The 23,528-nt window shown below is 63.6% G+C and carries 19 protein-coding genes; 14 read left to right on the top strand and 5 right to left on the bottom strand.

The features are described 5' to 3' along the window. The first annotated feature begins 772 nt into the window (after positions 1–772). The 12 genes from IX761_RS08635 to IX761_RS08580 all read left to right on the top strand — a co-directional run bounded on the left by IX761_RS08635 (position 773) and on the right by IX761_RS08580 (position 17,013). Positions 773–2,089, top strand: a complete 1,317-nt coding sequence (locus IX761_RS08635) for a nucleotide sugar dehydrogenase (protein ID WP_194789178.1) — start codon at positions 773–775, stop codon at positions 2,087–2,089. A gap of 71 nt (positions 2,090–2,160) precedes the next feature. Further along, the gene (locus IX761_RS08630) at positions 2,161–3,642 is read left to right on the top strand and encodes a glycosyltransferase family 2 protein (protein WP_194789177.1); all 1,482 of its coding nucleotides are present in this window, start codon (positions 2,161–2,163) and stop codon (positions 3,640–3,642) included. Positions 3,643–3,678: 36 nt separating this feature from the next. Beyond that, a complete protein-coding gene (locus IX761_RS08625; protein ID WP_194789176.1) occupies positions 3,679–4,845 on the top strand; it encodes an alginate biosynthesis protein Alg44 in 1,167 nt (388 codons plus the stop codon). Positions 4,846–4,857: 12 nt separating this feature from the next. Beyond that, on the top strand, positions 4,858–6,390 hold the full coding sequence (gene algK, locus IX761_RS08620) for an alginate biosynthesis TPR repeat lipoprotein AlgK (RefSeq protein ID WP_228533367.1): 1,533 nt from the start codon (positions 4,858–4,860) through the stop codon (positions 6,388–6,390). Further along, a complete protein-coding gene (locus IX761_RS08615; protein ID WP_194789175.1) occupies positions 6,387–7,865 on the top strand; it encodes an alginate export family protein in 1,479 nt (492 codons plus the stop codon). The genes algK and IX761_RS08615 overlap by 4 nt, the downstream gene beginning before the upstream one ends. A gap of 18 nt (positions 7,866–7,883) precedes the next feature. After that, on the top strand, positions 7,884–9,440 hold the full coding sequence (gene algG / locus IX761_RS08610; RefSeq protein ID WP_194789174.1) for a mannuronan 5-epimerase AlgG: 1,557 nt from the start codon (positions 7,884–7,886) through the stop codon (positions 9,438–9,440). Between the two features lie 13 nt (positions 9,441–9,453). Further along, complete coding sequence (locus tag IX761_RS08605) at positions 9,454–10,899, top strand: alginate O-acetyltransferase (protein WP_194789173.1); 1,446 nt, start codon at positions 9,454–9,456, stop codon at positions 10,897–10,899. A gap of 8 nt (positions 10,900–10,907) precedes the next feature. Continuing rightward, positions 10,908–12,014 (top strand): mannuronate-specific alginate lyase, encoded by a 1,107-nt coding sequence (locus tag IX761_RS08600; RefSeq protein WP_194789172.1) that lies wholly within the window; start codon positions 10,908–10,910, stop codon positions 12,012–12,014. A gap of 215 nt (positions 12,015–12,229) precedes the next feature. Further along, the gene (locus tag IX761_RS08595) at positions 12,230–13,687 is read left to right on the top strand and encodes an MBOAT family O-acyltransferase (protein WP_194789171.1); all 1,458 of its coding nucleotides are present in this window, start codon (positions 12,230–12,232) and stop codon (positions 13,685–13,687) included. 10 nt (positions 13,688–13,697) lie between these two features. Further along, a complete protein-coding gene (locus tag IX761_RS08590) occupies positions 13,698–14,855 on the top strand; it encodes an alginate O-acetyltransferase (protein WP_194789170.1) in 1,158 nt (385 codons plus the stop codon). A 20-nt stretch (positions 14,856–14,875) separates the two neighbouring features. Further along, on the top strand, positions 14,876–15,523 hold the full coding sequence (locus IX761_RS08585) for an alginate O-acetyltransferase AlgF (RefSeq protein WP_194789169.1): 648 nt from the start codon (positions 14,876–14,878) through the stop codon (positions 15,521–15,523). Between the two features lie 35 nt (positions 15,524–15,558). Beyond that, positions 15,559–17,013, top strand: coding sequence for a mannose-1-phosphate guanylyltransferase/mannose-6-phosphate isomerase (locus IX761_RS08580; RefSeq protein ID WP_194789262.1), 1,455 nt, complete (start codon positions 15,559–15,561; stop codon positions 17,011–17,013). An 85-nt stretch (positions 17,014–17,098) separates the two neighbouring features. Here the strand turns inward: IX761_RS08580 and IX761_RS08575 are convergent, their stop codons facing one another. After that, positions 17,099–17,524, bottom strand: coding sequence for a hypothetical protein (locus IX761_RS08575; protein ID WP_194789168.1), 426 nt, complete (start codon positions 17,522–17,524; stop codon positions 17,099–17,101). 76 nt (positions 17,525–17,600) lie between these two features. Further along, positions 17,601–18,047, bottom strand: a complete 447-nt coding sequence (locus IX761_RS08570; RefSeq protein WP_194789167.1) for a hypothetical protein — start codon at positions 18,045–18,047, stop codon at positions 17,601–17,603. A gap of 208 nt (positions 18,048–18,255) precedes the next feature. On the opposite strand from IX761_RS08570, the gene IX761_RS08565 reads away from it, so the two are divergent. Beyond that, entirely contained in the window at positions 18,256–18,720 is a 465-nt protein-coding gene (locus tag IX761_RS08565) for a multidrug transporter (protein WP_194789166.1), read from the top strand. Between the two features lie 59 nt (positions 18,721–18,779). Here IX761_RS08565 and IX761_RS08560 read toward each other — a convergent pair whose 3' ends face one another. Continuing rightward, positions 18,780–19,256, bottom strand: a complete 477-nt coding sequence (locus tag IX761_RS08560; RefSeq protein WP_194789165.1) for a hypothetical protein — start codon at positions 19,254–19,256, stop codon at positions 18,780–18,782. 758 nt (positions 19,257–20,014) lie between these two features. On the opposite strand from IX761_RS08560, the gene IX761_RS08555 reads away from it, so the two are divergent. Beyond that, positions 20,015–20,839, top strand: a complete 825-nt coding sequence (locus IX761_RS08555; RefSeq protein ID WP_194789164.1) for an SDR family oxidoreductase — start codon at positions 20,015–20,017, stop codon at positions 20,837–20,839. 64 nt (positions 20,840–20,903) lie between these two features. Here IX761_RS08555 and IX761_RS08550 read toward each other — a convergent pair whose 3' ends face one another. Together IX761_RS08550 and IX761_RS08545 are read right to left on the bottom strand one after the other, a co-directional pair. Beyond that, positions 20,904–22,301 carry an efflux transporter outer membrane subunit gene (locus IX761_RS08550; RefSeq protein ID WP_194789261.1) on the bottom strand — a complete coding sequence of 466 codons (1,398 nt, stop codon included), beginning with the start codon at positions 22,299–22,301 and terminating at the stop codon, positions 20,904–20,906. A gap of 146 nt (positions 22,302–22,447) precedes the next feature. Continuing rightward, positions 22,448–23,509, bottom strand: coding sequence for an HlyD family secretion protein (locus IX761_RS08545; RefSeq protein WP_194789163.1), 1,062 nt, complete (start codon positions 23,507–23,509; stop codon positions 22,448–22,450). Between the last annotated feature and the right edge of the window lie 19 nt (positions 23,510–23,528).

The raw sequence follows: 23,528 nt of genomic DNA, 5'->3' as shown, positions 1-23,528 counted from the left end.
CAGCCCAGTGGGAGCGGGCTTGCCCCGCGATTGCATTGATGGCCCTGCAATGGGGCACACCTTGAAAAACGCCATTTAAATAGCGCCAAAAAATCACCACTCATACCGTTATCGCAAAACGCCATAAGACCGTTCGTAGTTTTTTGACGAAATTTCAAAAAAAATTTCACATGCTGGCACTTGAACATCCCGCTTCGTTTTCGCCCTTTACCGCCGGGGATGAAACTAACACGTGCCATCAAATTGAAAGTATTCATCACTGAAAAAATATTTAGAAATGTTTCATCAAGGTGGAACCACGCTCGGAACTTCTACTACGAGCAACGGCTCATAGCACCCGTAACGCAGATCAAGCGCCTAGCGTGAGAGATGACTTACAGATGACAAGGGCCGACATCCGCAACCGGCTCATAAAACTTCAACGGCGGTACAGGAAGTGCCATAAGCCATGATCCATGCAGGAGACAAGCGCCCCCTAAAACTCGTCCTAGTGGTTGATTTCAAAGGATTTATCCACTTGAAAGAACAAGCACTGCAATCCGCCAAGTGCGCTTTGCAATAACGACGGCTGCATTTCAGGGCACGCCTTTTTAATACTGGCCTTTGACTGCCATACAAGAGTGCATAACTTTCTGCGCTCCGGATTTATTCATGCCTGCGCGCGGTGAAGTGTCAATTCGCCATGGATCCGTGCGCCCGAAAACTGCTGGTCAATCAACCCGGTCGGCTCTTCGCAACAGGGCTGGCGTGATTAACACACGAGGTGAATGCGATGCGTATCAGCATCTTTGGTTTGGGTTATGTGGGTGCAGTCTGTGCAGGTTGCCTGTCGGCACGTGGCCATGAAGTGATCGGTGTGGACGTGTCCCGCACCAAGATCGACCTGATCAACCAGGGCAAGTCGCCCATCGTCGAACCCGGCCTGGAAGCGTTGCTGCAACAAGGCCTGGCCAACGGCCGCCTGCGCGGCACCACCGACTTCGCCGAAGCCATCCGCGCCAGCGACGTGTCGATGATCTGCGTGGGTACCCCAAGCAAGAAAAACGGCGACCTGGGCCTGGAGTACATCGAGTCGGTATGCCGCGAGATCGGCTACGTGCTGCGCGACACCACCCGCCGCCACACCATCGTGGTGCGCAGCACCGTGCTGCCGGGCACCGTGAAGAACGTGGTCATCCCAATCCTCGAGGATTGCTCGGGCAAGAAGGCCGGCGTCGATTTCGGCGTGGCGGTCAACCCCGAGTTCCTGCGTGAAAGCACCGCGATCAAGGACTACGACCACCCGCCGATGACCGTCATCGGTGAACTGGACAGCGCCAGCGGCGACGTGCTGCAAGCGCTGTACGAAGAGCTCGACGCGCCGGTCATCCGCAAGCCGATCGAAGTGGCCGAGATGATCAAGTACACCTGCAACGTGTGGCACGCCACCAAGGTCACCTTCGCCAACGAGATCGGCAATATCGCCAAGGCCGTTGGCGTGGATGGCCGCGACGTGATGGACGTGGTCTGCCAGGACAAGGTGCTCAACCTGTCCCAGTACTACATGCGCCCAGGCTTCGCCTTCGGCGGCTCGTGCCTGCCCAAGGACGTGCGCGCCCTCACCTACCGCGCGTCCAGCCTGGATGTGAAGGCACCGCTGCTCGACTCGCTGATGCGCAGCAACGAGTCCCAGGTGCAGAACGCCTTCGACATCATCGAAAGCCACGACAAGCGCAAGGTCGCCCTGCTGGGCCTTTCGTTCAAGGCCGGCACCGACGACCTGCGCGAAAGCCCGTTGGTCGAACTGGCCGAGCGCCTGATCGGCAAGGGCTACCAGCTCGATATCTACGACCAGAACGTCGAGTACGCCCGGGTGCATGGCGCCAACAAGGACTACATCGAGTCGAAGATCCCCCACGTGTCCTCGCTGCTCAACGCCAACTTCGAGCAGGTGGTGAGCAACGCCGAGATCATCGTCCTGGGCAACCGTGACGAGCAGTTCCGCGCCCTCGCCCAGCAGGCGCCGGAAGGCAAGCAGGTGATCGACCTGGTCGGCTTCATGAACAAGCCGACCTGCACCACCAGCCGTACCGAAGGTATCTGCTGGTAACCCGGTCGGGCGGCGCGTCCCTCCCCAGCGCGCCGCCCGTCCACCCCCCGAATTCTCGACGGATGCCGAACATGCAAAGGTTCCAGACAGTGCTGTTGCAGTGCGCCGGCTGGCTGCTCTACATGAGCCTGCTCATGCTGATCGCCCTGGCCCTGCCCAGCGACATCTTCGACTCGCAGTCGAAGCACTTCATCTTCCTGGTCGGTGCTGTCGGCATCTGGCGCTACTCCATGGGCGCCACCCATTTCATCCGCGGCATGCTGTTCCTGTACATCGTCTACCCCTACCTGCGCCGCAAGGTGCAAAAGCTGGGCAAGGCGGCCGACCCGTCGCACGTGTACCTGATGGTCACCAGCTTTCGCATCGAGGCGCTGACCACCGCGCAGGTGTACAGCTCGGTGATCCGCGAGGCCATCGACTGCGGCTTCCCCACCACCGTGGTCTGCTCGCTGGTGGAGAAGTCCGACGAGCTGCTGGTGAAAAGCCTGTGGGCCAAGTACAACCCGCCCGCCCACGTCACCCTGGACATCGTGCGCATCGCCGGCACCGGCAAGCGCGATGGCCTGGCCTATGGTTTTCGCGCCATCTCGCGGATGCTCCCGGACGAGAACGCCGTGGTGGCAGTGATCGACGGCGACACCGTGCTGGCCGAGGGCGTGGTACGCAAGACCGTGCCGTGGTTCAAGCTCTACCCCAACGTTGGTGGCCTGACCACCAACGAGTTCTGCGAAGTGCGCGGCGGCTACATCATGAGCGAGTGGCACAAGCTGCGCTTCGCCCAGCGCCACATCAACATGTGCTCGATGGCCCTGAGCAAACGCGTGCTGACCATGACCGGGCGCATGTCGATGTTCCGCGCAAGCGTGGTGACCAACCCCGAGTTTATCGCCGACGTCGAGAGCGACTCGCTGATGCACTGGCGCCTGGGCCGCTTCAAGTTCCTCACCGGCGACGACAAGTCCAGCTGGTTCAGCCTGATGCGCCTGGGCTACGACACCTTCTACGTGCCCGATGCCGCCATCAACACGGTGGAGCACCCGCCGGAGAAGAGCTTCGTCAAGGCCAGCCGCAAGCTCATGTACCGCTGGTACGGCAACAACCTGCGGCAGAACTCCCGCGCCCTGGGCCTGGGCCTCAAGCGCCTGGGGCTGTTCACCAGCATCGTCTTGTTCGACCAGCGCGTGTCGATGTGGACCAGCCTGCTGGGGCTGACCGTGGCGGTGATCGCCAGCTTCAAGTTCGGCCTGCAGTTCTTGCTCGTGTACCTGCTGTGGATCGGCATCACCCGCCTGATCCTCACCGTGATGCTGCTGTGCTCGGGCCACAACGTCGGCCCCGCCTACCCGCTGATTCTCTATTACAACCAGATCGTCGGTGCGGTGATGAAGATCTACGTGTTCTTCCGCCTCGACAGGCAGTCCTGGACCCGCCAGCCAACTGCCCTCAAGCGTGACCTCGCCAGCTTTCAACAATGGTTCAACACCTGGTCCTCGCGGACCATGACCTTCTCGGCCGCGAGCATCTTCGTCGCCGTGCTGTTCATGGTCGTGTGAGCCCAACCCGGATCGGATAACAGGAACGAAATCGCCATGAATACCGCCGTGAACGTCAATGTCGTGCATGAGTCCGAAGCGCAGCGCCAGCACGCCCGGGTGCGCATCCCCGCCAAGCTGCGCTACCTGGACGGCAACCGCGAGCCGCACGATGTGAAGGTGGACGATCTTTCCGCCGGGGGCCTGTCCTTCCATGCGAAAAAGCCGCTCGCCGAAGGTGAAGTGCTGCGCGGTCGCCTGCAATTCGTGGTCGACAACCTCGGCCTGTCGATGGACGTCGAGCTGCTGGTGCGCACCAGCAGCCGCGACAGCGGCCGCACCGGCGTCGAGTTCCAGAACCTGGAGCCACGCGACATCGCCACCCTGCGCCACATCATCACCAGCCACCTGTCCGGCGAGTTGATCAGCGTGGGGGACGTGCTCAGTACCCTGCAACGCGACAACTTCACCAAGGCGCGCAAGCAGAAGGACGGTGGTGCCGGCCTGTCGGCCTTCGGCCGCCTGCGCGCGGTCACCGTCACCGCCGGGGTGTTCGTGGTCGGCCTGGTGGCCTTCGGTTTCGTCGCCAAGTCGCTGTACGGCCTGTACTTCGTCAGCCACGCCGAAGCCGGCGTGGTCGCGGTGCCCACCACCAACGTCACCATGCCCCGCGACGGCAGCCTGCAAAGCCTGGTGCAAAGCGGTGCCAGCGTGGCCAAGGGCGCGCCGCTGGCCACCTTCAACACCAGCATGCTCGACCTGCTCAAGGGCCACCTGGACGACTCGCAACTGGAGCCGGCCAAGGTCGAGGAACTGTTCGGCAAGCAGCTCTCCGGCACCCTCACCAGCCCGTGCGACTGCGTGGTGTCGCGCCAGCTGGTGGACGACGGCCAGTACGCCAGCAAAGGCCAGCCGGTGTTCGCGCTGATCCCGCGTACCACCACCCCGACCGTCGAGGCGCGCTTCAGCTACCGCCAGTTCGATGAAGTGAAGCCAGGCACCCGGGTCAACTTCCAGGTCGCCGGCGAAGACGATGTGCGCACCGGCAAGATCGTCGGCAGTTCGAGCCTGGACACCGACAACCTGGCCTCTGACATCCGCGTGCAGATCCAGCCCGACGAAGGCCTGCCGGCCGAGCTCGCCGGCCGCCCGGCCGCGGTCAACAGCGACCGTGGCCCGTCGCTGAACTGGCTGATCGACAAGGCCGTGGCCCGCGGGCTGTAAGAGGAACGGATAATGACCAGCGGACACCGCCCAATGTGTGGGAGCCGGCTTGCCGGCGATCGAGTGCGCAGCACTCGCCCTACGGATGTAGCGCCTGCACTGGCCAATCGCCGGCAAGCCGGCTCCCACAGTGATTTCATCAGCCTCGGGCTATGTGCCCTGGCCCTGGCCATCACCCTGGCCGGCTGTACCGGCCTGCCCGACCAGCGCCTGGCCAACGAAGCGCTCAAGCGCGGCGACACCGCCACCGCCGAGCGCAACTACAAGGCCCTGGCCGACCTGGGCTACAGCGATGCGCAAGTGGGCCTGGCCGATATCCAGGTCGCCACCCGCGAGCCGGCCAAGCTCAAGCAGGCCGAGGCCACTTACCGCGCCGCCGCCGCCACTTCGCCCCGCGCCCAGGCCCGCCTTGGCCGCCTGCTGGTGGCCAAGCCCGACAGCAGCCAGGCCGAGCGTGAAGAAGCCGAGCGCCTTCTCAAGCAGGCGGCGCAACAAGGCGAAGGCAACACCCTGATCCCGCTGGCGATGCTCTACCTGCAATACCCGCAGAGCTTCCCCACCATCAACGCCCAGCAACAGATCGACCAGTGGCGCGCCGCCGGCAACCCAGAGGCGGGCCTGGCCCAGGTGCTGCTGTACCGCACCCAGGGCAGCTACGACCAGCACCTGGGCGAGGTGGAAAAAATCTGCAAGGCCGCATTGGCCACCACCGACATCTGCTACGTCGAGCTGGCCACGGTCTACCAGAAACGCGCCCAGCCCGACCAGCAGGCCGCCCTGCTCGGCCAGCTCAAGGCCGCCTACGCCCGTGGCGCGGTGTCGGCCACCCGGGTCGACAGCGTCGCCCGCGTATTGGCCGACCGCAGCCTGGGGCAGACCGACGAGAAGACCGCCAAGGACCTGCTCGAACAGGTCGCCCCGGCCAACCCGGCCTCGTGGGTGAGCCTGGCGCAGCTGCTCTACGACTTCCCCGAACTGGGCGACACCGATCAGCTGATGGGCTACATCGACAAAGGCCGCAAGGCCCAACAGCCCCGCGCCGAACTGCTGCTGGGCCGCCTCTACTACGAAGGCAAGACCGTACCCGCCGACGCACAGAAGGCCGAGCAGCACCTGCAAGCCGCCGCCGACGCCGGCGAGGTCAGCGCCGACTACTACCTGGGCCAGCTCTATCGCCGTGGCTACCTCGGCGACGTCGAGCCACAGAAAGCAGTCGACCACCTGCTCGCCGCTGCCCGTGGCGGGCAGAACAGCGCTGACTACGCCCTCGCCCAACTGTTCAGCGAAGGCCATGGCATTCGCCCGACCCCGACCAACGCCTGGGTCTTCGCCCAGCTCTCCCAGGCCAACCCGACGCCCCAGTCGACCGAACTTGCGCAACAGCTCGACCAGCAGCTAACGCCCGAGCAGCGCAGCCAGGCCCAGCAACTGCTGGCGCAGGAACAACGGGCGCGCACCCGCCTGTTCCAGGCCGGCAACAGCACCCTGGCCATCGAGGCCCTGCAAGACGACGAACACGCCGTAGACGCCGAGGATTCGCTATGACGCTCAACCCCTTCGTGAAAGCCGGCATCGGCCTGAGCTTCGCCTTGCTCTGGTCCATGCCGACCCTGGCGCAGGAAACCGCGCAGAAGAACTTCGGCCTGGACGTGAAGATCACCGGTCAGTCCGAGGACGACCGCGACCTGGGCACCCGCTCCGGCGGCGACGTCAACGGCGTGGGCCTGGACCTGCGCCCCTGGGTGTACGGTGAGCGCGGCAACTGGAGCGCCTTCGCCATGGGCCAGGCAGTGGCCGCCACCGACATCATCGAAACCGACACCCTGCGCCAGAACGACGACGGCACCACCAGCGACGACGGCGACGACAGCCGCAAGCCGGATAAAAGCTACCTGGCCATGCGCGAGTTCTGGGTCGGCTACAGCGGCCTCACCGCCTACCCCGGCGAGCAATTGCGCCTGGGCCGCCAACGCCTGCGCAGCGACGACGGCATGTGGCGCGACACCAATATCGAGGCGCTGAACTGGACCTTCGACACCACCCTGCTCAAGGCCGACCTGGGCGTGGCCCAGCGCTTCAGCGAGTACCGCACCGACCTCACCGAGCTGGCCCCGGAAGACAAGGACCGCACCCACCTGTACGGCAACATCGCCACGCAGTGGACCCCTGGCCACTGGGTCGGTGTACGCGCTCACCACACCCACGACAGCGGCAGCCTGAAAAGCCCCGGCGAAACCGTCGACGCCCTCGACAAGACCCGCACCGGCGACCTCACCTGGCTGGGCCTGGAGGCCAACAGCGACGCCTACAACTGGCGCAACGACCACACCGTCAACTACTGGGGCAGCGTCACCTGGCTGACTGGCGAGCGCGACACCCTCAGCAGCCAGGCAGTGGGCAACGAGCAGGTCGCCACCGGCAAGCAGAGCGGTGACGTCAATGCCTGGGCCACCGACCTCGGCATCCGCCTGCGCCTGGACCCCAACTGGCAGGTTGGCGCGGCCTACGCCCGGGGCAGCGGCGGTGGCGGCAGCGACGGCTCGAACAACTTCGAGCAGACCGGCCTTGAGAGCAACCGCTCCAACTTCACCGGCACCCGCTCGCGCGTGCACCGCTTCGGCGAAGCCTTCCGCGGCGAACTGGGCAACTTGCAGGCGGCGACCCTGTTCACCTCCTGGCAGCTGCGCGACGACTATGACGCCAGCCTGATCTACCACAAGTTCTGGCGCGTCGACGGCAAGCAGAACATCGGCTCCAGCGGCATCAACGCGGTGGTCGACGACGGCGGTATCAGCCGCCCATTGGTGCAGGGCGAGAAAGACCTGGGCCAGGAAATGGACGTGGTCGTCACCAAGTACTTCAAGCAAGGCCTGCTGCCGGCCTCGCTCAGCCAGTCGATCGACGAGCCGTCCGCCCTGGTGCGCCTGCGCGCCGGTGTGTTCAAGCCGGGCGACGCCTACGGCAAAGAGGCCGACTCGTACATGCACCGCGCCTTCGTCGACGTGATCTGGCGCTTCTGAGGCCGGGAGAGGACCCTTATGAACCTGCACCCGAACCTTCGCCACAGCCTGCTCGCCAGCGCCCTGCTGCTGGCCGCGGGCATCGCCCAGGCCGCCGAGCCGGAAATGGCCAAGGGGCTGCAACAGGCCAAGACCTACACCGTTGCCAGCGCGCCCATCGAGCCGCTGCTGATGGACCCGCCCAAGCTGCCCGACCTGTCCGGCTACACCGCCGCCGCCGTGCAGCAGAAAATCGACCGCACGCACAAGGGCAAGGTCAGCGTGCGCCGCATGCTGCAAGAAGACACCCTCAAGGAGTTCATCGGCGGCGACAACAAAGGCGCCGAATGGGTGCGCCGCCAGCACGGCATCCCCCAGGCGATCTTCGTCGATGACGGCCATGTCGACCTGGTGGAACTGAGCAAGAAGGTCCCCAACCAGTACCTGCGCGAAACCGCGCCGGGCGTGTACCTGGCGCGCCTGCCGATCGTGGTCGGGCGCAAGGGCGTGCTGGAAATCGACGGCAAGGTGAAGGAACTGCGCCTGTCCGAAGAAGGCGGATCGTTCATCGTCAACGACGGCAAGCTGTTCGTCAGCGACACCAAAGTCACCGGCTGGCGTGAACAGGCCAACGGCCCGGCCACCTTCAGAAAGCCCGACGACTTCCGCCCGTTCCTGCTCAGCTGGGGCGGCACCGAGACCTACATCGTCAACAGCAAGATGGCCAGCTTCGGCTACGCCAAGTCCAAGTCGTACGGTGTGAGCATTTCGCAGTACACGCCGAACATGGCCAAGCAGATGGGCCGCCCGGAACCTACCGGCTGGATCCTGGGCTCCGAGTTCAGCGACATGTGGTACGGCTTCTACTGCTATGAGACCAGCGACTTCGTGGTCAAGGACAGCACCTACCGCGACAACATCGTCTACGGCATCGACCCCCACGACCGCTCGCACCGGCTGATCATCGCCGGCAACACGGTGTATGGGACCAAGAAGAAGCACGGGATCATCGTTTCGCGCGAGGTCAACGACAGCTGGATCATCAACAACAAGAGCTACGACAACAAGCTCTCGGGCGTGGTGATCGACCGCAACAGCGTCAACAACCTGATCGCCTACAACGAGATCTACCGCAACCACACCGACGGCATCACCTTGTACGAGAGCGGCGACAACCTGATCTGGGGCAACAAGCTGATCAACAACCGCCGCCACGGCATCCGCGTGCGCAACAGCGTGAACATCCGCCTGTACGAAAACATCGCCATGGCCAACGGCCTGGTGGGGGTGTACGGGCACATCAAGGATCTCTCCGACACCGACCGCGACATCGCCCTCGACCCCTTCGACACCAAGGTGTCGCTGATCGTGGTGGGCGGCGAGCTGGCGGCCAACGGCTCCGGCCCCTTGTCGATCGACTCGCCGCTGTCGGTGGAGCTGTACAAGGTGTCGATGCTGATGCCGCGCAAGGCCAACGGCATCAGCTTCAACGGCGTGCTTGGCGAGCGCCAGGACGAAATCCTCGACCTGCTGGTGCGCCAGCAGAAGGCCGTGCTGATCGACCCGGTCGAACGCCAGACCGAAATGATCGATTAAGGAAGCCCAGACCATGACCCCACACCTGATCAAACTGCTGGGCCTGTCCGCCGCCCTCCTGGCCATCAGCCAGGGCGTGCGCGCCGAGGACGTCAAGGCGCCGACCTTCAGCGCCGAACCCTGCTGCCAGCTGTGCCCCGAGGCCCACGACGCCCGCCGCTACACCACGCGCTACCAGCAGAACTTCACCACCCTGGTGCAAGCCCAGGGCGACTGGCTGTTCCGTACCCGTGAAGACCTGCGCACCGAGTTCGACACCACCGCCGGCGGCTACAAGCGCCTGCAACAGGTGCACGATGCGTTCAAGAAACGCGGCGTCGAGCTGGTGGTGGTGTACCAGCCCACCCGTGGCCTGGTGAACCGCAACATGCTCAAGCCCGAAGAGAAGGCCGCGTTCAATTATCAGAAGGCGCTGCACAACTACCAGGCCATGCTCGCCCGCTTTAGCAAGATGGGCTACAACGTGCCTGACCTGTCGCCGCTGACCAACGAGCAACTGGCCGCCGCCGACCAGGGCAAGGACTTCTACTTCCGCGGCGACCAGCACTGGACGCCGTATGGTGCCGAGCGCGCGGCGAAGATCGTGGCCGACACCGTGCACAAGATGCCGGCTTTCGAAGGCATCCCGCGCAAAGAGTTCGAGACCAAGAAGTCCGGGCGCATGGGCAAGACCGGCACCCTGCACAACGTCGCCGGCCAGCTGTGCGGCACCAGCTACGCGGTGCAGTACATGGACCAGTTCGCCACCGAACCGAAAGGCGGCGCCAGCGGTGGCGACGACCTGTTCGGCGACTCGGGCAACGCGCAGATCACCCTGGTGGGCACCAGCCACAGCGGCAAGAACTACAACTTCTCGGGCTTCCTGGAGCAGTACATCGGCGCCGACGTGCTCAACGTCGCCTTCCCCGGCGGCGGCCTGGAGGGCTCGATGATCCAGTACCTGGGCAGCGAAGAATTCCAGAAGAATCCGCCGAAGATCCTGGTCTGGGAGTTCTCGCCGCTGTACCGCCTGGACCAGGAAACCATCTGGCGGCAGATCCTCGGCCTGCTCGACGACGGCTGCGACGACCGCCCTGCGCAGATGAGCGCCAGCGCCACCCTCAAGCCCGGCAAGAACGAGCTGATGGTCAATGGCAAGAACGGCGTGATCAAGGACCTGATCAACCGCAACCACCAGCTCGACATCCGCTTCGAAGACACCTCGGTGAAAGTTTTGCAGGCCACCCTGTGGTACCTCAACGGCCGCCACGAGGACATCAAGATCGAGAAGCCCGAGACCTCCGACACCGATGGCCGCTTCGTCTTCCAGATGCGCGAGGACGAAGACTGGGCCAGCCAGAACCTGCTCGCCCTGGAGGTCCAGGGGCCGGAAAGCGGCACCCAGAAAGTCGAAGCCAAACTCTGCAAACGCAACAACTTCGCCAGCCCTGCGCAGCACACCGCGCAGGCTGGCCAGTGAGGCGAACCATGACCCCGATCAGCCGCAAGACCGCACCCGCCCTGCTCGCCCTCGCCCTGTTCGGCGGCGCCGCGCAGGCCGCCCTGGTGCCGCCCCAGGGTTACTACGAGGGCATCGAGAAGCTCAAGACCAGCGACGGCAACTTCCGCTGCGAACGCGCACCGAAGCCCTACACCGGCGCCCTGCAGTTCCGCAGCAAGTACGAAGGCTCGGACAACGCCCGGGCGACGCTCAACGTCGCCTCGGAAAAAGCCTTCCGCAAGTCCACCGAGGACATCACCACCCTCGAAAAAGGCGTCAGCAAGATGATCGGCCAGTACATGCGCGACGGCCGCCCGGCGCAGCTCGACTGCGCGCTGACCTGGCTCGACAGTTGGGCCCGCGCCGATGCGCTGATGTCCAAGGACTACAACCACACCGGCAAGTCCATGCGCAAATGGGCGCTGGGCAGCATGAGCGGTTCGTGGCTGCGCCTGAAGTTCTCCAACTCGCAGCCGCTGGCCGCGCACCAGGCCGAGGCCGAGCAGATCGAAAAATGGTTTGCCCGCCTGGCCGAACAGACCGTGCGCGACTGGAGCGACCTGCCGCTGGAGAAGATCAACAACCACAGCTACTGGGCGGCCTGGTCGGTGATGGCCACCGCCGTGGCCACCGACCGCCGCGACCTGTTCGATTGGGCGGTGAAGGAATACAAGGTCGGCGCCAACCAGGTGGACGAGCAGGGCTTCCTGCCCAACGAGCTCAAACGCAAGCAGCGCGCCCTGGCCTACCACAACTACGCCCTGCCACCGCTGGCGATGATCGCCAGCTTCGCCCAGGCCAACGGCGTGGACCTGCGCAAGGAAAACAACTTCGCCCTGCAACGCCTGGGTGAAGGCGTGCTGGCCGGGGCCCGCGACCCCCGCCAGTTCAGCGCCCGCGCCGGCAAGCAGCAGGACCTCAAGGACCTGAAGGTGGACAGCAAGTACGCCTGGCTCGAGCCGTGGTGCGCGCTGTACCAGTGCGTCGGCGACACCCTCAAGCGCAAGCACGGCATGCAGCCGTTCAACAGCTTCCGGCTGGGGGGTGATGTAACCCGGGTCTACGACCCGAGCGCGGAACAGAAAAAGAAGTAACGCAAGACCCGATGACCCGAAGAACCCTGTGGGAGCGGGCTTGCCCGCGAATGCGATCGATCTGGCAACGCTGCTGCTGCGGCTGACGCCTTCGCGGGCAAGCCCGCTCCCACCGGGATCGCATGGCCATCGATGACTAGGTGACCTTCCACTTTTTTGTGGGGGGTTTGGGGGGCGCTGTGCCCCAGGTGCTGTGCATAACTAGGAGAACCGGGATGGTCTTCTCGTCCAATGTGTTCCTGTTCCTGTTCCTGCCGGTTTTCCTCGGCTTGTACTACATAAGCGGGAACCGCTATCGCAACCTGCTGCTGCTGGTTGCCAGCTACATCTTCTACGCCTGGTGGCGGGTGGACTTCCTCGCCCTGTTCGCCGGGGTGACCCTGTGGAACTACTGGATCGGCCTGAAGGTGGGCGCCGCCGGCGTGCGCACCAAACCCGCGCAGCGCTGGCTGCTGCTCGGCGTGGGGGTCGACCTGTGCATCCTCGGCTACTTCAAGTACGCCAATTTCGGGGTGGACAGCCTCAACGCGATCATGACCTCGATGGGCCTGGAGCCGTTCATCCTCACCCACGTGCTACTGCCGATCGGCATCTCGTTCTACATCTTCGAGTCGATCAGCTACATCATCGACGTGTACCGCGGCGACACCCCGGCCACCCGCAACCTGATCGACTTCGCGGCGTTCGTGGCGATCTTCCCGCACCTGATCGCCGGCCCCGTGCTGCGCTTCAAGGACCTGGTCGACCAGTTCAACAACCGCACCCACACCCTGGACAAGTTCTCCGAAGGCTGCACCCGCTTCATGCAGGGTTTCATCAAGAAGGTGTTCATCGCCGACACCCTGGCGGTGGTCGCCGACCACTGCTTCGCCCTGCAGAACCCCACCACCGGTGATGCCTGGCTCGGCGCCCTGGCCTACACCGCGCAGCTGTACTTCGATTTTTCCGGCTACAGCGACATGGCCATCGGCCTGGGTCTGATGATGGGCTTCCGTTTCATGGAGAACTTCAAGCAGCCGTACATCAGCCAGTCGATCACCGAGTTCTGGCGGCGCTGGCACATCAGCCTGTCGACCTGGCTGCGCGACTACCTGTACATCACCCTGGGCGGCAACCGCAAAGGCACCTTCGCCACCTACCGCAACCTGTTCCTGACCATGCTGCTGGGCGGGCTGTGGCACGGCGCCAACTTCACCTACATCATCTGGGGCGCCTGGCACGGCCTGTGGCTGGCGATCGAACGCGCACTGGGCCTGGACACCAACCCGCAGCGCTTCAACCCGGTGAAATGGGCCTTCACCTTCCTGCTGGTGGTGGTCGGCTGGGTGATCTTCCGCGCCGAGAACCTGCACGTGGCCGCCCGCATGTACGGCGCCATGTTCAGCTTCGGCGAATGGCAGCTGTCGGAACTCAACCGCGCCCAGCTCACCGGCCTGCAAGTGGCGACCTTGATCGTGGCCTACCTGAGCCTGGCGTTCTTCGGCCTGCGCGACTTCTACCGCAATGCCAAGCCCACGCCCATCGCCACCCCGGTGCACGTCAACGCCGACGGTTCGGTGGGCCTGGACTGGGCGCGGATCATGACCCGCGCACTGGTACTGCTGCTGTTCATCGCCTCGGTGCTCAAGCTCTCGGCGCAGAGCTACTCACCGTTCCTGTACTTCCAGTTCTGAGGCCCGACACATGAACCGGACACTTCGCATCACCTATTCCCTGTCGTTCATGGGCCTGCTGGTCGGGCTGGGCGCCTGGTCGGTCGGCGGGCTGGACAGCTTCACCCGCACCGGGCAGATGAGCCTGCTCGACGGCAAGCTGGCCAAGGCCGCCGAAACCCACTACGACGAGCAGTTCCCGATCAAGCGCCTGGGCACCAACCTGTGGGCCGCGCTGGACTTCAAGCTGTTCAACGAAGGCCGCCCCGGCGTGGTGCTGGGCCGCGACCAGTGGCTGTTCAGCGACGAGGAGTTCAACCCCACCGTCGGCGCGCAGCAGCAGATGCAGGACAACCTGGCGCTGGTGCGCGGCATCCGCGACACCTTGCAGCGCCAAGGCGTGCAACTGGTGCTGGCGATCGTCCCGGCCAAGGCCCGCCTGTATTCCGAATACATCGGCAAAGAGGCGCCGGCCAGCCTGCACGACGAGCTGTTCAACCAGTTCCACGCCCAGGTGCGCCAGGCCAATGTGTTCGCCCCCGACCTGTTGGCGCCGCTGGAGCAGGCCAAGGCCCGCGGCCAGGTGTTCCTGCGCACCGACACCCACTGGACGCCGATGGGCGCCGAGGTGGTCGCGCAGTCCCTGGCCGAAGCCGTCAACCGCCAAGGCCTGCTCACCGGCGAGCCCCAGGCGTACATCACCGAGGCCGGCGCCAGCGCGCCATACAAGGGTGATTTGACCAACTTCCTGCCGCTGGACCCGCTGTTCAGCAACCTGCTGCCCACCCCGGACACCCTGCAGCAACGCAAGACCCATCCGGTGCAGGCCGAGGGCGAAGCCGGCGACGCACTGTTCGCCGACAGCAGCATCCCGGTGGCACTGGTGGGTACCAGCTACAGCGCCAACCCGCACTGGAACTTCCTCGGCGCCCTGCAGCAGGCCCTGCGCAGCGATGTCGCCAACTACGCAGAAGACGGCCATGGCCCGCTGCTGCCGATGCTCAAGTACCTGCAAAGCGACGCCTTCAAGAACGCCCCGCCACAGGTCGTGGTGTGGGAATTCCCCGAACGCTATCTACCCATGAAAAACGACCTCAGCGGCTTCGACCCACAGTGGATCGCGCAGCTGAAGAACACCCGCAAATCCGAAGAAAACCTGGCCCTGTCGTCCAACCGGACGGACCACTGAAGATAGAGAGGAACACGCACATGACCACCAAGACTTCCATTGCCAAAGCCCTCACCCTCGCTGCCGGCCTGACCGTGGCCTCGATGCAGGCCTTCGCCGGTGCCGACGCTGCCCTGTACGGGCCGAGCGCGCCGAAGGGCTCGACCTTCGTACGTTTGTACAACGCCGCAAGCAGCCCCACTGCCGCGAGCGTGGGCAACACCCAGATCAAGCAGGTCGGCGCCCAGGCCAGCAGCGACTTCAGCTTCCTGCCCGGCGGTGACTACACCGCCCAGGTCGGTGGCAAGAACGTCCCGGTCAAGCTGGCCGCCGACAAGTACTACACCCTGGTCAACAACGCAGGCGGCAACCCGCAACTGATCGAAGAACCGCCGTTCAAGAACAAGCAGAAAGCCCTGGTCCGCGTGCAGAACCTCAGCGACCAGCAACTGACCCTGAAAACCGCCGACGGCAAGACCGAAGTGGTCAAGCCGGTGGCGGCCAAGGGCCGTGGCGAGCGCGAGATCAACCCGGTCAAGGTCAACCTCGCGCTGTATGCAGGCGACAAGAAAGTCGGCGACGTCAAACCCGTCGCCCTGGAGCGCGGCGAAGCGGCCGTGCTGTACGTCACCGGTTCCGGCAACAGCCTGTCGCCGGTGTGGGTAACTCGCCCCGTGGCTAGCAACTGATCCCCCTGCCTCTAAACGACTATTGGAGAAACATGATGATCCCGGTAATTCTTTCTGGTGGTAGCGGTTCGCGTCTGTGGCCTTTGTCGCGCAAGCAGTTCCCCAAGCAGTTCCTGGCCCTGACCGGCGAGCACACGCTGTTCCAGCAGACCATCCAGCGCCTGGTGTTCGACGGCATGGACAGCCCCATCGTGGTCTGCAACAAGGACCACAAGTTCATCGTCCAGGAGCAGCTGGGTGCGCTGAAGCTGGAGACCCAGGCCATCCTCATGGAACCCTTCGGCCGCAACACCGCGCCGGCCGTGGCAATGACCGCCATGAAGCTGGTCAACGAAGGCCGTGACGAGCTGATGCTGGTGCTGCCGGCCGACCACGTGATCGAGGACCAGAAGGCCCTGCAACGCGCCCTGGCCCTGGCCACCGTGGCTGCCGAACGTGGCGAGATGGTGCTGTTCGGCGTACCGGCGACCAAGCCCGAGACCGGCTACGGCTATATCCGCTCAAGCCAGGACGCGCTGCTGCCCGAGGGTGTGGCGCGGGTCGCGCAGTTCGTCGAAAAGCCCGACGAGAAACGCGCCAACGAGTTCGTCCGCGCCGGTGGCTACTTCTGGAACAGCGGTATGTTCCTGTTCCGCGCCAGCCGCTTCCTCGAAGAGCTCAAGCGCCACGATGCCGACATCTACGACACCTGCCTGCTGGCCCTGGAGCGCAGCGACGAAGAGGCCGATGTGCTGAGCATCGACGAAGCCACCTTCGCCTGCTGCCCGGACAACTCCATCGACTACGCGGTGATGGAAAAGACCCAGCGCGCCTGCGTGGTGCCGCTGTCGGCCGGCTGGAGCGACGTGGGCTGCTGGTCGTCGCTGTGGGACGTGCACGAGAAAGACGACAACGGCAACGTCACCAAGGGCGACGTGGTGGTGCAGGACAGCCACAACTGCATGATCCACGGCAACGGCAAGCTGGTGTCGGTGATCGGCCTGGAGAACATCGTGGTGGTGGAGACCAAGGACGCCATGATGATCGCCCACAAGGACAAGGTCCAAGGCGTCAAGCAACTGGTCAATACCCTCGATGCCCAGGGCCGGACCGAGACCCAGAACCACCTGGAGGTGTACCGCCCGTGGGGCTCGTACGACTCGGTGGACATGGGCGGGCGCTTCCAGGTCAAGCACATCACCGTCAAGCCGGGTGCCGCGCTGTCGTTGCAGATGCACCACCACCGCGCCGAGCACTGGATCGTGGTGTCCGGCACCGCCGAGGTAACCTGTGACGAGAACGTGTTCCTGCTGACCGAGAACCAGTCCACCTACATCCCCATCGCCTCGGTGCACCGCCTGCGCAACCCGGGCAAGATCCCGCTGGAGATCATCGAAGTGCAGTCCGGGAGCTACCTGGGCGAGGATGACATCGAGCGCTTCGAGGATGTGTATGGGCGTACCTCCACGCCGGTGGAGCGTGGGGTTTCGGTGAAGACCATCGCGCAGTAAGCACCCCGGTCCGTTCTGGCCACTTTGCGTGAACCCGAATGGGTACGCGCAAAGTGGCCAGATGGCGAACGCGCTCATGCCCGAGCTAGCTGAACTTGATGTCGATGAGCCCCTCTGTCACCGCATGATCCTTCTCAGGCCCTTCAGTTATCCATTCAAAGCTGAAGGATATATGTTCTTCAGGTTTCCATACTTTGACTTCAAATTTGGCCTGTCGACTCGGCAGTAGATGGTTATTCAGAACAACAACACCTGATTTGACATTAAGCTGACCACCCGCGCTATTCAGATAGAATGTCAGCCCCAGGTTCGTGTAGTCACCCTGCCCTGAAATTGCTTTATAGGCGAACACGTAGTGATCGGTCAGCCCTTCCGGCGAGTACCGCACTTCATCTGCCACATAGTTCTCTACGCCGACTAGAGACGGCGTGATGGTCATCACTGCCTGCCCATCAACCCGTTTTGCTTTCAGCCGCATCGCATCAAATTTTTCCTGACTGTAGTCACTCATGACGCATCTCCATGTCTCTATCATTCAAGACTTTTCTTCAACGTTGGATGAACGTACTGTTCGCCTGAGCTGGGTATCAGTAGGTGATGGAAAATTCACCGTCCTCTGCGGAAAAATTTCGTTCGAAAGCATCCATCCCCTGAAAGGCAAACCGTCCAGAAAGCGTACGCTTCTCTTTATCCCACTTGACGTTCGTCAGCTTGCCTGAGCGTGCATTGCCGTTATAGCGGCTTTTCAATTCTGCCCATGCCTTGCCGGGACCACTACCCAGCGGGGCAATGTCATATTCGTCTTTCATAACGGTGCGCGGCACGCCAATCACAATATGTTGAGGGCTCTGATTTTCCACCTCGTGTGTCGCATGGACATTGGCGTGCGTGTCATCGTCATGATCCGAAAACTCTATGAGCTCTGTCTTGAACTCCCTGTCCGCAGATCCACTGAACTTGAGCTGAGCCGTGACTTCGCCACTGACAGCTATTCGCTTGTGCGAGTTCTTGCCTGTCTTCGATGCATTGTTCATCAGTAGTCTCCTCCTTCCATCATTTAACTATCCGGTCATGAACAGCAGGCCTCGCGAATACACTAAGGCTGCTACCACCGCTCCACAACTGGCAGAAATAACAGTTCGGCTGCTGATCGTGAGTTTTCGGTAAGACGGAAGTGGTTTTGGATGCGCCCGTGCAATCGCGCTAGGATGAGGCCATCCCTGTTGTCGAGATGCACTGCCCATGATCATCGGCGCCCTGCTTGTCCTCACCTGGCTGGTCCTGCTGCTGCGCTACCCGGCCAAGGCATTGCCGATATCCCTGGCGGCCGTGTGCGGCCTGGGGCTGGTGGCGCTGTGGGTGGTGTGGCAGGACACCCGCGAAGCCTCGCAACTGGCGCGCCTGGATCTGCGCCTGAGCTACGCACCCGAGCAATGCCCCGCCGACCGCGCGCTACAGGTGCGCATGAAGAACGGCAACAAAGCCCCGCTCAGCGAACTGCGCTGGCGCGTGGGTGCCTATGCACCGGGCGATACCGTGAACCTGGCCGAGAACACCTACGCCGCACCGCGCTACCGTGGCCCTGGCGAATTGCAGCCCGGTGCCGAGTGGCGCGACTGCCTGCCGCTGCCGCCACTGCGCTCGGGGTATCGGCCGCAGACGCTTGAGTTTCGGGCAGAACATCTGCAAGGGACGTTTGCCAACTGACCGTTCGCCTCTATTGACCTTGCAATAACCGAGGCACGTTGGCGCCATCGGTGTATCGGTTATCGTTTGCCTGGCGTGTCAGCCTGGGAATACGAAAAGGGCTCGATGATCACTTTAAACGGCCTGCCATCATTCAAAACGCCGCTGGCATCAACCGATGAAATACTTACCTGCGTATCCGTCACATAGAGAACCGACGCCTCACCGCTACTGGCGAATCCGCTCCAATGGTTGGAGAGTATAGATCTGACATTCAAGGCTGAGATCTGAGGGTCCGTCATGAACTCCGGAAGACGTATTTCAAACTCTTTTTTCTCCTCCGTCCGTGGAAGGTATATGTCGATAACCAGGGCCGACCTATCCTCACCTTCGCCTTCGTCCTGAAGCGCACGTAGGATCATACGTCCACTTCCAGGAGAAAAATGGACTCGATCACCCTCAAACTCAATGACCTCTTTATCAATGGTTAGAGATGCCTTCAGCGGATCAACCACCCTTACACATTGCGCGTCCAAATCGCTGGCTTCATTTTTCATCTGCGTGTTTCCTGCACTATGTCAATAGGATCGCCATTCGCAGCAGGATCTACTGCCCATGACGCGCCGCGTGGGCTCAAAAATGCTCACCTTTGCTACTTCGCCTGACAATGTTGGCTACCAAACGCTATGCCAGCGGATTGGGCTGCACAACGGGAAAAAGTGTTAGTTCGCACGCTCGTACTTGCGCCGCGCGAAGACAGGGGCAGTATCACTGTGCGGCAAGGCAATGCTGAAGTCCCCAGTGGCAGATCGTCCGCATACCACCACGCAACCGTTATCGGCCGCTCGCACTTGAGTGTCAGCGCAGCCCTCGAGAGAGCATGCACTCCCTATCTCAACGATTGCTTCAGCATTATTAAACTCAACAGCACTAAGCATTCCACAGGGCGCGTGCTTAATTTTTAGTCCTCGTAGACATGTTACTTCCACTTAGGATATTTACAGTGGCTGCCTGTACGTTACCCCGTTGGGTCGTGCTACTCAACTGGTAGAACTGATAGCTCGCCATCTCGTTTCCTGGCGTACTTTATGCCTGAGAAATTCTGAGCGATTGAGAACCAACACAACAGCAAGGCCCCGATGAAGCCGGTGCTTCACGCGGCATTACGGTTTCAGGCCGCTGACTTTGGAGTTTCGGGCGAAGCCTGTGCAAGGTACATTCGTCCATTGTTCCGCTGTCTGTGCCGGCCTATTCGCCGGCGAGCCGGCTCCTACAGGGGGGTAGCCCCCCTCACTCTGATCACAAGGCCCCGTTCATGCCCACCGTCCTCATCACCGGTTGTTCCAGCGGCATCGGCCGCGCCCTGGCCGACGCCTTTCGCGATGCCGGCCACGAAGTCTGGGCCACCGCCCGCAAGCTCGACGATGTCGACACCCTGCTCGCCGCCGGCTTCGCCGCACGGCAACTGGATGTGAATGACGGCGAGGCCTTGACCCGCCTGGCCGACGAACTGCAAGACCGCCATGGCGGCCTCGATATCCTCATCAACAACGCCGGTTACGGCGCCATGGGCCCATTGCTCGATGGTGGTGTCGAAGCGATGCGCCAGCAGTTCGAGACCAACGTCTTCGCCCTGGTTGGCGTGACCCGTGCGCTGTTCCCGTTGCTGCGTCGCTCGCGAGGGCTGGTGGTGAATATCGGCAGCGTGTCGGGCGTGCTGGTGACCCCGTTCGCCGGTGCCTACTGCGCTTCGAAAGCGGCCGTGCACGGGCTGACCGATGCCCTGCGCCTGGAGTTGGCGCCATTCGGTATCCGCGTGATGGAAGTGCAGCCGGGGGCGATTGCCTCGCAGTTCGCCAGCAATGCCCAGCAGCAGGCCGAGCAGGTGCTGGCGAGCGACTCGCCGTGGTGGCCGTTGCGCGAGCAGGTACAGGCCCGGGCACGGGCTTCGCAGGATCGGCCGACCTCGGCGGCGGTGTTTGCCCAGCGGTTGCTGGCCGCTACGCGCAAGTCGCCGGTGCCGGCGTTGGTGCGTATCGGCAATGGCAGCACGGCGTTGCCGTTGATGGCGCGGGTGTTGCCGCAGCGGTTGCTCGATTGGGTGTTGCGCAAGCGCTTCGGGTTATTGCGGCCGCTCTAGGGCCATCGCGGGGCAAGCCCGCTCCCACGCTAACCGTGGGAGCGGGCTTGCCCCGCGATGCTTGTCAGGCGTTGTCAAACGCCTGCCAGCCCCCACCCAGGGCCTTGTACAACCCCACCAACGCCTGCGACACCGCCGCCGAACTGTCGATCCACTGCTCCTCGCTGGCCAGCAGCGCACCCTGCACCGTCAGCACATTGAGAAAGTCCACCGCCCCTTCGACATACTGGCGCTGCGCGGTCTCCAGGGCGATACGGTTCTGCCGTACCGCTTCGGCCAGGTGGTCGCGGCGCAGCTGGCTGGCGTTGTACAGGCGCAGCACGTCGTCGATCTCATGCCAGGCACCGAGCACCACCTTGTGGTAGTTCAGCGCCGCTTCCTGCTGCTGGGCTTCACGCAGTTCCAGCGTGCCCTTGAGCCGCCCACCTTCGAAAATCGGCAGCGACAGTTGCGGCCCGAAGGCGAAGCGTCGTGAATCCCAACCGCCGAAATCGGACAGCTGCATGGCCTGGAAACCCACACTGCCCGACAGCCGAATGCTTGGATAGAAGTCGGCCTTGGCCACGCCGATGCTGGCGGTAGCGGCATGCAACCGGGCTTCGGCCTGGCGGATATCCGGGCGGCGCTCGGCCAGCTCCGACGGCACGCCGATGGCAAAGCGTTGCTGCGGCTCGGGCAGCTCGCCGCTTTGCAACAGCTCGTTTTGCAGGCTGCGCGGGGGTTCGGCGGCGAGCAGGCTGAGGGCGTTGATCAAGTCATCGCGGCGCGCCTCCAGGGTCGGTAGCCGGGCCTCGATCGACGCCACCTGGGCGCTGGCCTGGGCCACGTCGAGCCGGGTGGCGACGCCTTGGGCCTGGCGGTCCTCGGACAGCTTCAGGCTGTGGCGGGCCACCTTGAGGTTGTCCTGGGTCACGTCCAGGGTGTGCTGCACGGCGCGCAGCTGGATGTAGTTGCCGGCGGTCTCCGACAGCAGCGCCAGCAGCACGCCACGGCGGTCGTTCTCGGCCACTTCGACGGTGGCGTCGGCCGCCTCGACCTGGCGCCGTACACGGCCCCACAGGTCCAGCTCCCAACCGGCGACCAGGTCGCCCTGCCAGAGGTTGAAGGCCGACCTGCCCGCCTTGCCCGACGGATCGCTCAGGCCTTCGGCGCTGTTGCGCGCCCGGCTGTAGCCGGCATTCACGTCCACCGACGGCGCTTCGTCCGCCGCCACGGTGCTGCGCAGGGCACGGCTTTGCAGCAAACGCGCGCTGGCCATCTGCAAGTCGAGGTTGCGCTCGGCGACCTTCTGGATCAGGGCACTCAGGCGTGGGTCGTGGAAGCTGTCCCACCAGCGCAGTTCCAGTGGTTCGGCAACCGGTTGGCTCGCGGCAGCCTGGGCCTGCAGCGCAGCCCAGTCTTTTGGCGCTTCGCTGGCAGGGCGCTGGAAGTCGGGCCCGAGGGTACAGCCGACCAGCAACATGGCCAACAGGACGGGGGCCGCTGCGCGCCCCTTTCGCGGCACAAGGCCGCTCCTACAAGCGACCGCGATCCCCTGTAGGAGCGGCCTTGTGCCGCGAAAGGGCTGCGCAGCAGCCCCGGCGCTCTCGAAATGTTCAACCGCATCGTTCATCGCGCAGTCACCTCTTTACCGCCCAGCTTGTCACCCTGGGTGTCGATGGTCGCTTCCACCGACATCCCCACCCGCAGGCGCGCGAGCAATGGCTGGCCGTCATCGAAGACGATCTTCACCGGAATGCGCTGCACCACCTTGGTGAAGTTGCCGGTGGCGTTGTCCGGCTTGACCGCAGCGAAGGTCACCCCGGTGGCCGGGGCAATGCTCTCGACATGCCCGTGGAGTTTTTCGCCCGAGAAGGTATCGACGCTGATGCTCACCGGCTGGCCCGGCTGCACGTGGGTCAGCTGGGTTTCCTGGAAGTTGCCGACGATGTAGGCGCGCTCCAGGGGCACCACCGACAACAGCCGCGCCCCTGGATTCACGTAGGCGCCCACGCGCAGGGCGCGTTCGCCGACCATGCCGTCCACCGGCGCAGTAATGCGGGTGTAGGAAAGGTCCAGCTGCGCTTTCTCCAGCCCCGCTTCGGCACGCTTGAGCTGGCCGTCGGCACTGGCCACCTGGGCACTGAGGATGTCCACCTGCTTGCGCGTAGCCACCAACGCGGCCTGGGCATTGGCCAGCCTCGCCCGGGCCTGGTCAACCCGACTCCGTGCCTGCTGGGCATTCTGCACGGTGCCGGCGCCCTGCTCGGCCAGGCGGCTGTAGCGGGTCACTTCATGGTCGGCGAAAGCGGCCTCGGCCTGTGCCGCTTTCACCGCCGCTTCGGCCTGGGCAATCAAGGCCGCCTGGCGCTCCAGGGTCGCGCGGGCATCCAGACTCTGGGCTTTGGCCACCAGCAGCTGGGCCAGGGCGGCGTCGAGGGCAGCCTGGTAGTCACGCGGGTCGATGGTCGCCAATAACTGGCCGGCCGTGACCTGCTGGTTGTCCTCCACCAGCACCTCTTTGATGAAGCCCGCCACCTTGGGTGCGACCACGGTGTAGTCGGCAGTGACGTAGGCATCGTTGGTGCTCTGGCGATGATCGCTGCCGAGCATCCAGGGCCCGACGATGGCGGCCAGCACGGCGACGGCCAGTGCCGAGCCGATGAAGAGCGTTTTACGGTTGTTGGTCATTTGCAGTTTCTCGAATTCA

Origin of the sequence: Pseudomonas sp. UFMG81, assembly GCF_015354575.1 — a bacterium.
Lineage (GTDB): Bacteria > Pseudomonadota > Gammaproteobacteria > Pseudomonadales > Pseudomonadaceae > Aquipseudomonas.
The sequence above is the reverse complement of the archived record's forward strand: the minus strand, read 5'-3'. Positions and strand labels throughout refer to the sequence as shown.

What these genes read in the sequence shown, in the direction of transcription:
- IX761_RS08560 (WP_194789165.1), bottom strand. Translation starts at nt 19,256, where the DNA reads ATGAAAAATGAAGCCAGCGATTTGGACGCGCAATGTGTAAGGGTGGTT.
- IX761_RS08545 (WP_194789163.1), bottom strand. Translation starts at nt 23,509, where the DNA reads ATGACCAACAACCGTAAAACGCTCTTCATCGGCTCGGCACTGGCCGTC.
- IX761_RS08595 (WP_194789171.1), top strand. Translation starts at nt 12,230, where the DNA reads ATGGTCTTCTCGTCCAATGTGTTCCTGTTCCTGTTCCTGCCGGTTTTC.
- IX761_RS08570 (WP_194789167.1), bottom strand. Translation starts at nt 18,047, where the DNA reads ATGAACAATGCATCGAAGACAGGCAAGAACTCGCACAAGCGAATAGCT.
- IX761_RS08630 (WP_194789177.1), top strand. Translation starts at nt 2,161, where the DNA reads ATGCAAAGGTTCCAGACAGTGCTGTTGCAGTGCGCCGGCTGGCTGCTC.
- IX761_RS08590 (WP_194789170.1), top strand. Translation starts at nt 13,698, where the DNA reads ATGAACCGGACACTTCGCATCACCTATTCCCTGTCGTTCATGGGCCTG.
- IX761_RS08625 (WP_194789176.1), top strand. Translation starts at nt 3,679, where the DNA reads ATGAATACCGCCGTGAACGTCAATGTCGTGCATGAGTCCGAAGCGCAG.
- IX761_RS08635 (WP_194789178.1), top strand. Translation starts at nt 773, where the DNA reads ATGCGTATCAGCATCTTTGGTTTGGGTTATGTGGGTGCAGTCTGTGCA.
- algG (WP_194789174.1), top strand. Translation starts at nt 7,884, where the DNA reads ATGAACCTGCACCCGAACCTTCGCCACAGCCTGCTCGCCAGCGCCCTG.
- IX761_RS08555 (WP_194789164.1), top strand. Translation starts at nt 20,015, where the DNA reads ATGCCCACCGTCCTCATCACCGGTTGTTCCAGCGGCATCGGCCGCGCC.
- IX761_RS08565 (WP_194789166.1), top strand. Translation starts at nt 18,256, where the DNA reads ATGATCATCGGCGCCCTGCTTGTCCTCACCTGGCTGGTCCTGCTGCTG.
- IX761_RS08600 (WP_194789172.1), top strand. Translation starts at nt 10,908, where the DNA reads ATGACCCCGATCAGCCGCAAGACCGCACCCGCCCTGCTCGCCCTCGCC.
- IX761_RS08615 (WP_194789175.1), top strand. Translation starts at nt 6,387, where the DNA reads ATGACGCTCAACCCCTTCGTGAAAGCCGGCATCGGCCTGAGCTTCGCC.
- IX761_RS08580 (WP_194789262.1), top strand. Translation starts at nt 15,559, where the DNA reads ATGATCCCGGTAATTCTTTCTGGTGGTAGCGGTTCGCGTCTGTGGCCT.
- IX761_RS08550 (WP_194789261.1), bottom strand. Translation starts at nt 22,301, where the DNA reads ATGTTGCTGGTCGGCTGTACCCTCGGGCCCGACTTCCAGCGCCCTGCC.
- algK (WP_228533367.1), top strand. Translation starts at nt 4,858, where the DNA reads ATGACCAGCGGACACCGCCCAATGTGTGGGAGCCGGCTTGCCGGCGAT.
- IX761_RS08605 (WP_194789173.1), top strand. Translation starts at nt 9,454, where the DNA reads ATGACCCCACACCTGATCAAACTGCTGGGCCTGTCCGCCGCCCTCCTG.
- IX761_RS08575 (WP_194789168.1), bottom strand. Translation starts at nt 17,524, where the DNA reads ATGAGTGACTACAGTCAGGAAAAATTTGATGCGATGCGGCTGAAAGCA.
- IX761_RS08585 (WP_194789169.1), top strand. Translation starts at nt 14,876, where the DNA reads ATGACCACCAAGACTTCCATTGCCAAAGCCCTCACCCTCGCTGCCGGC.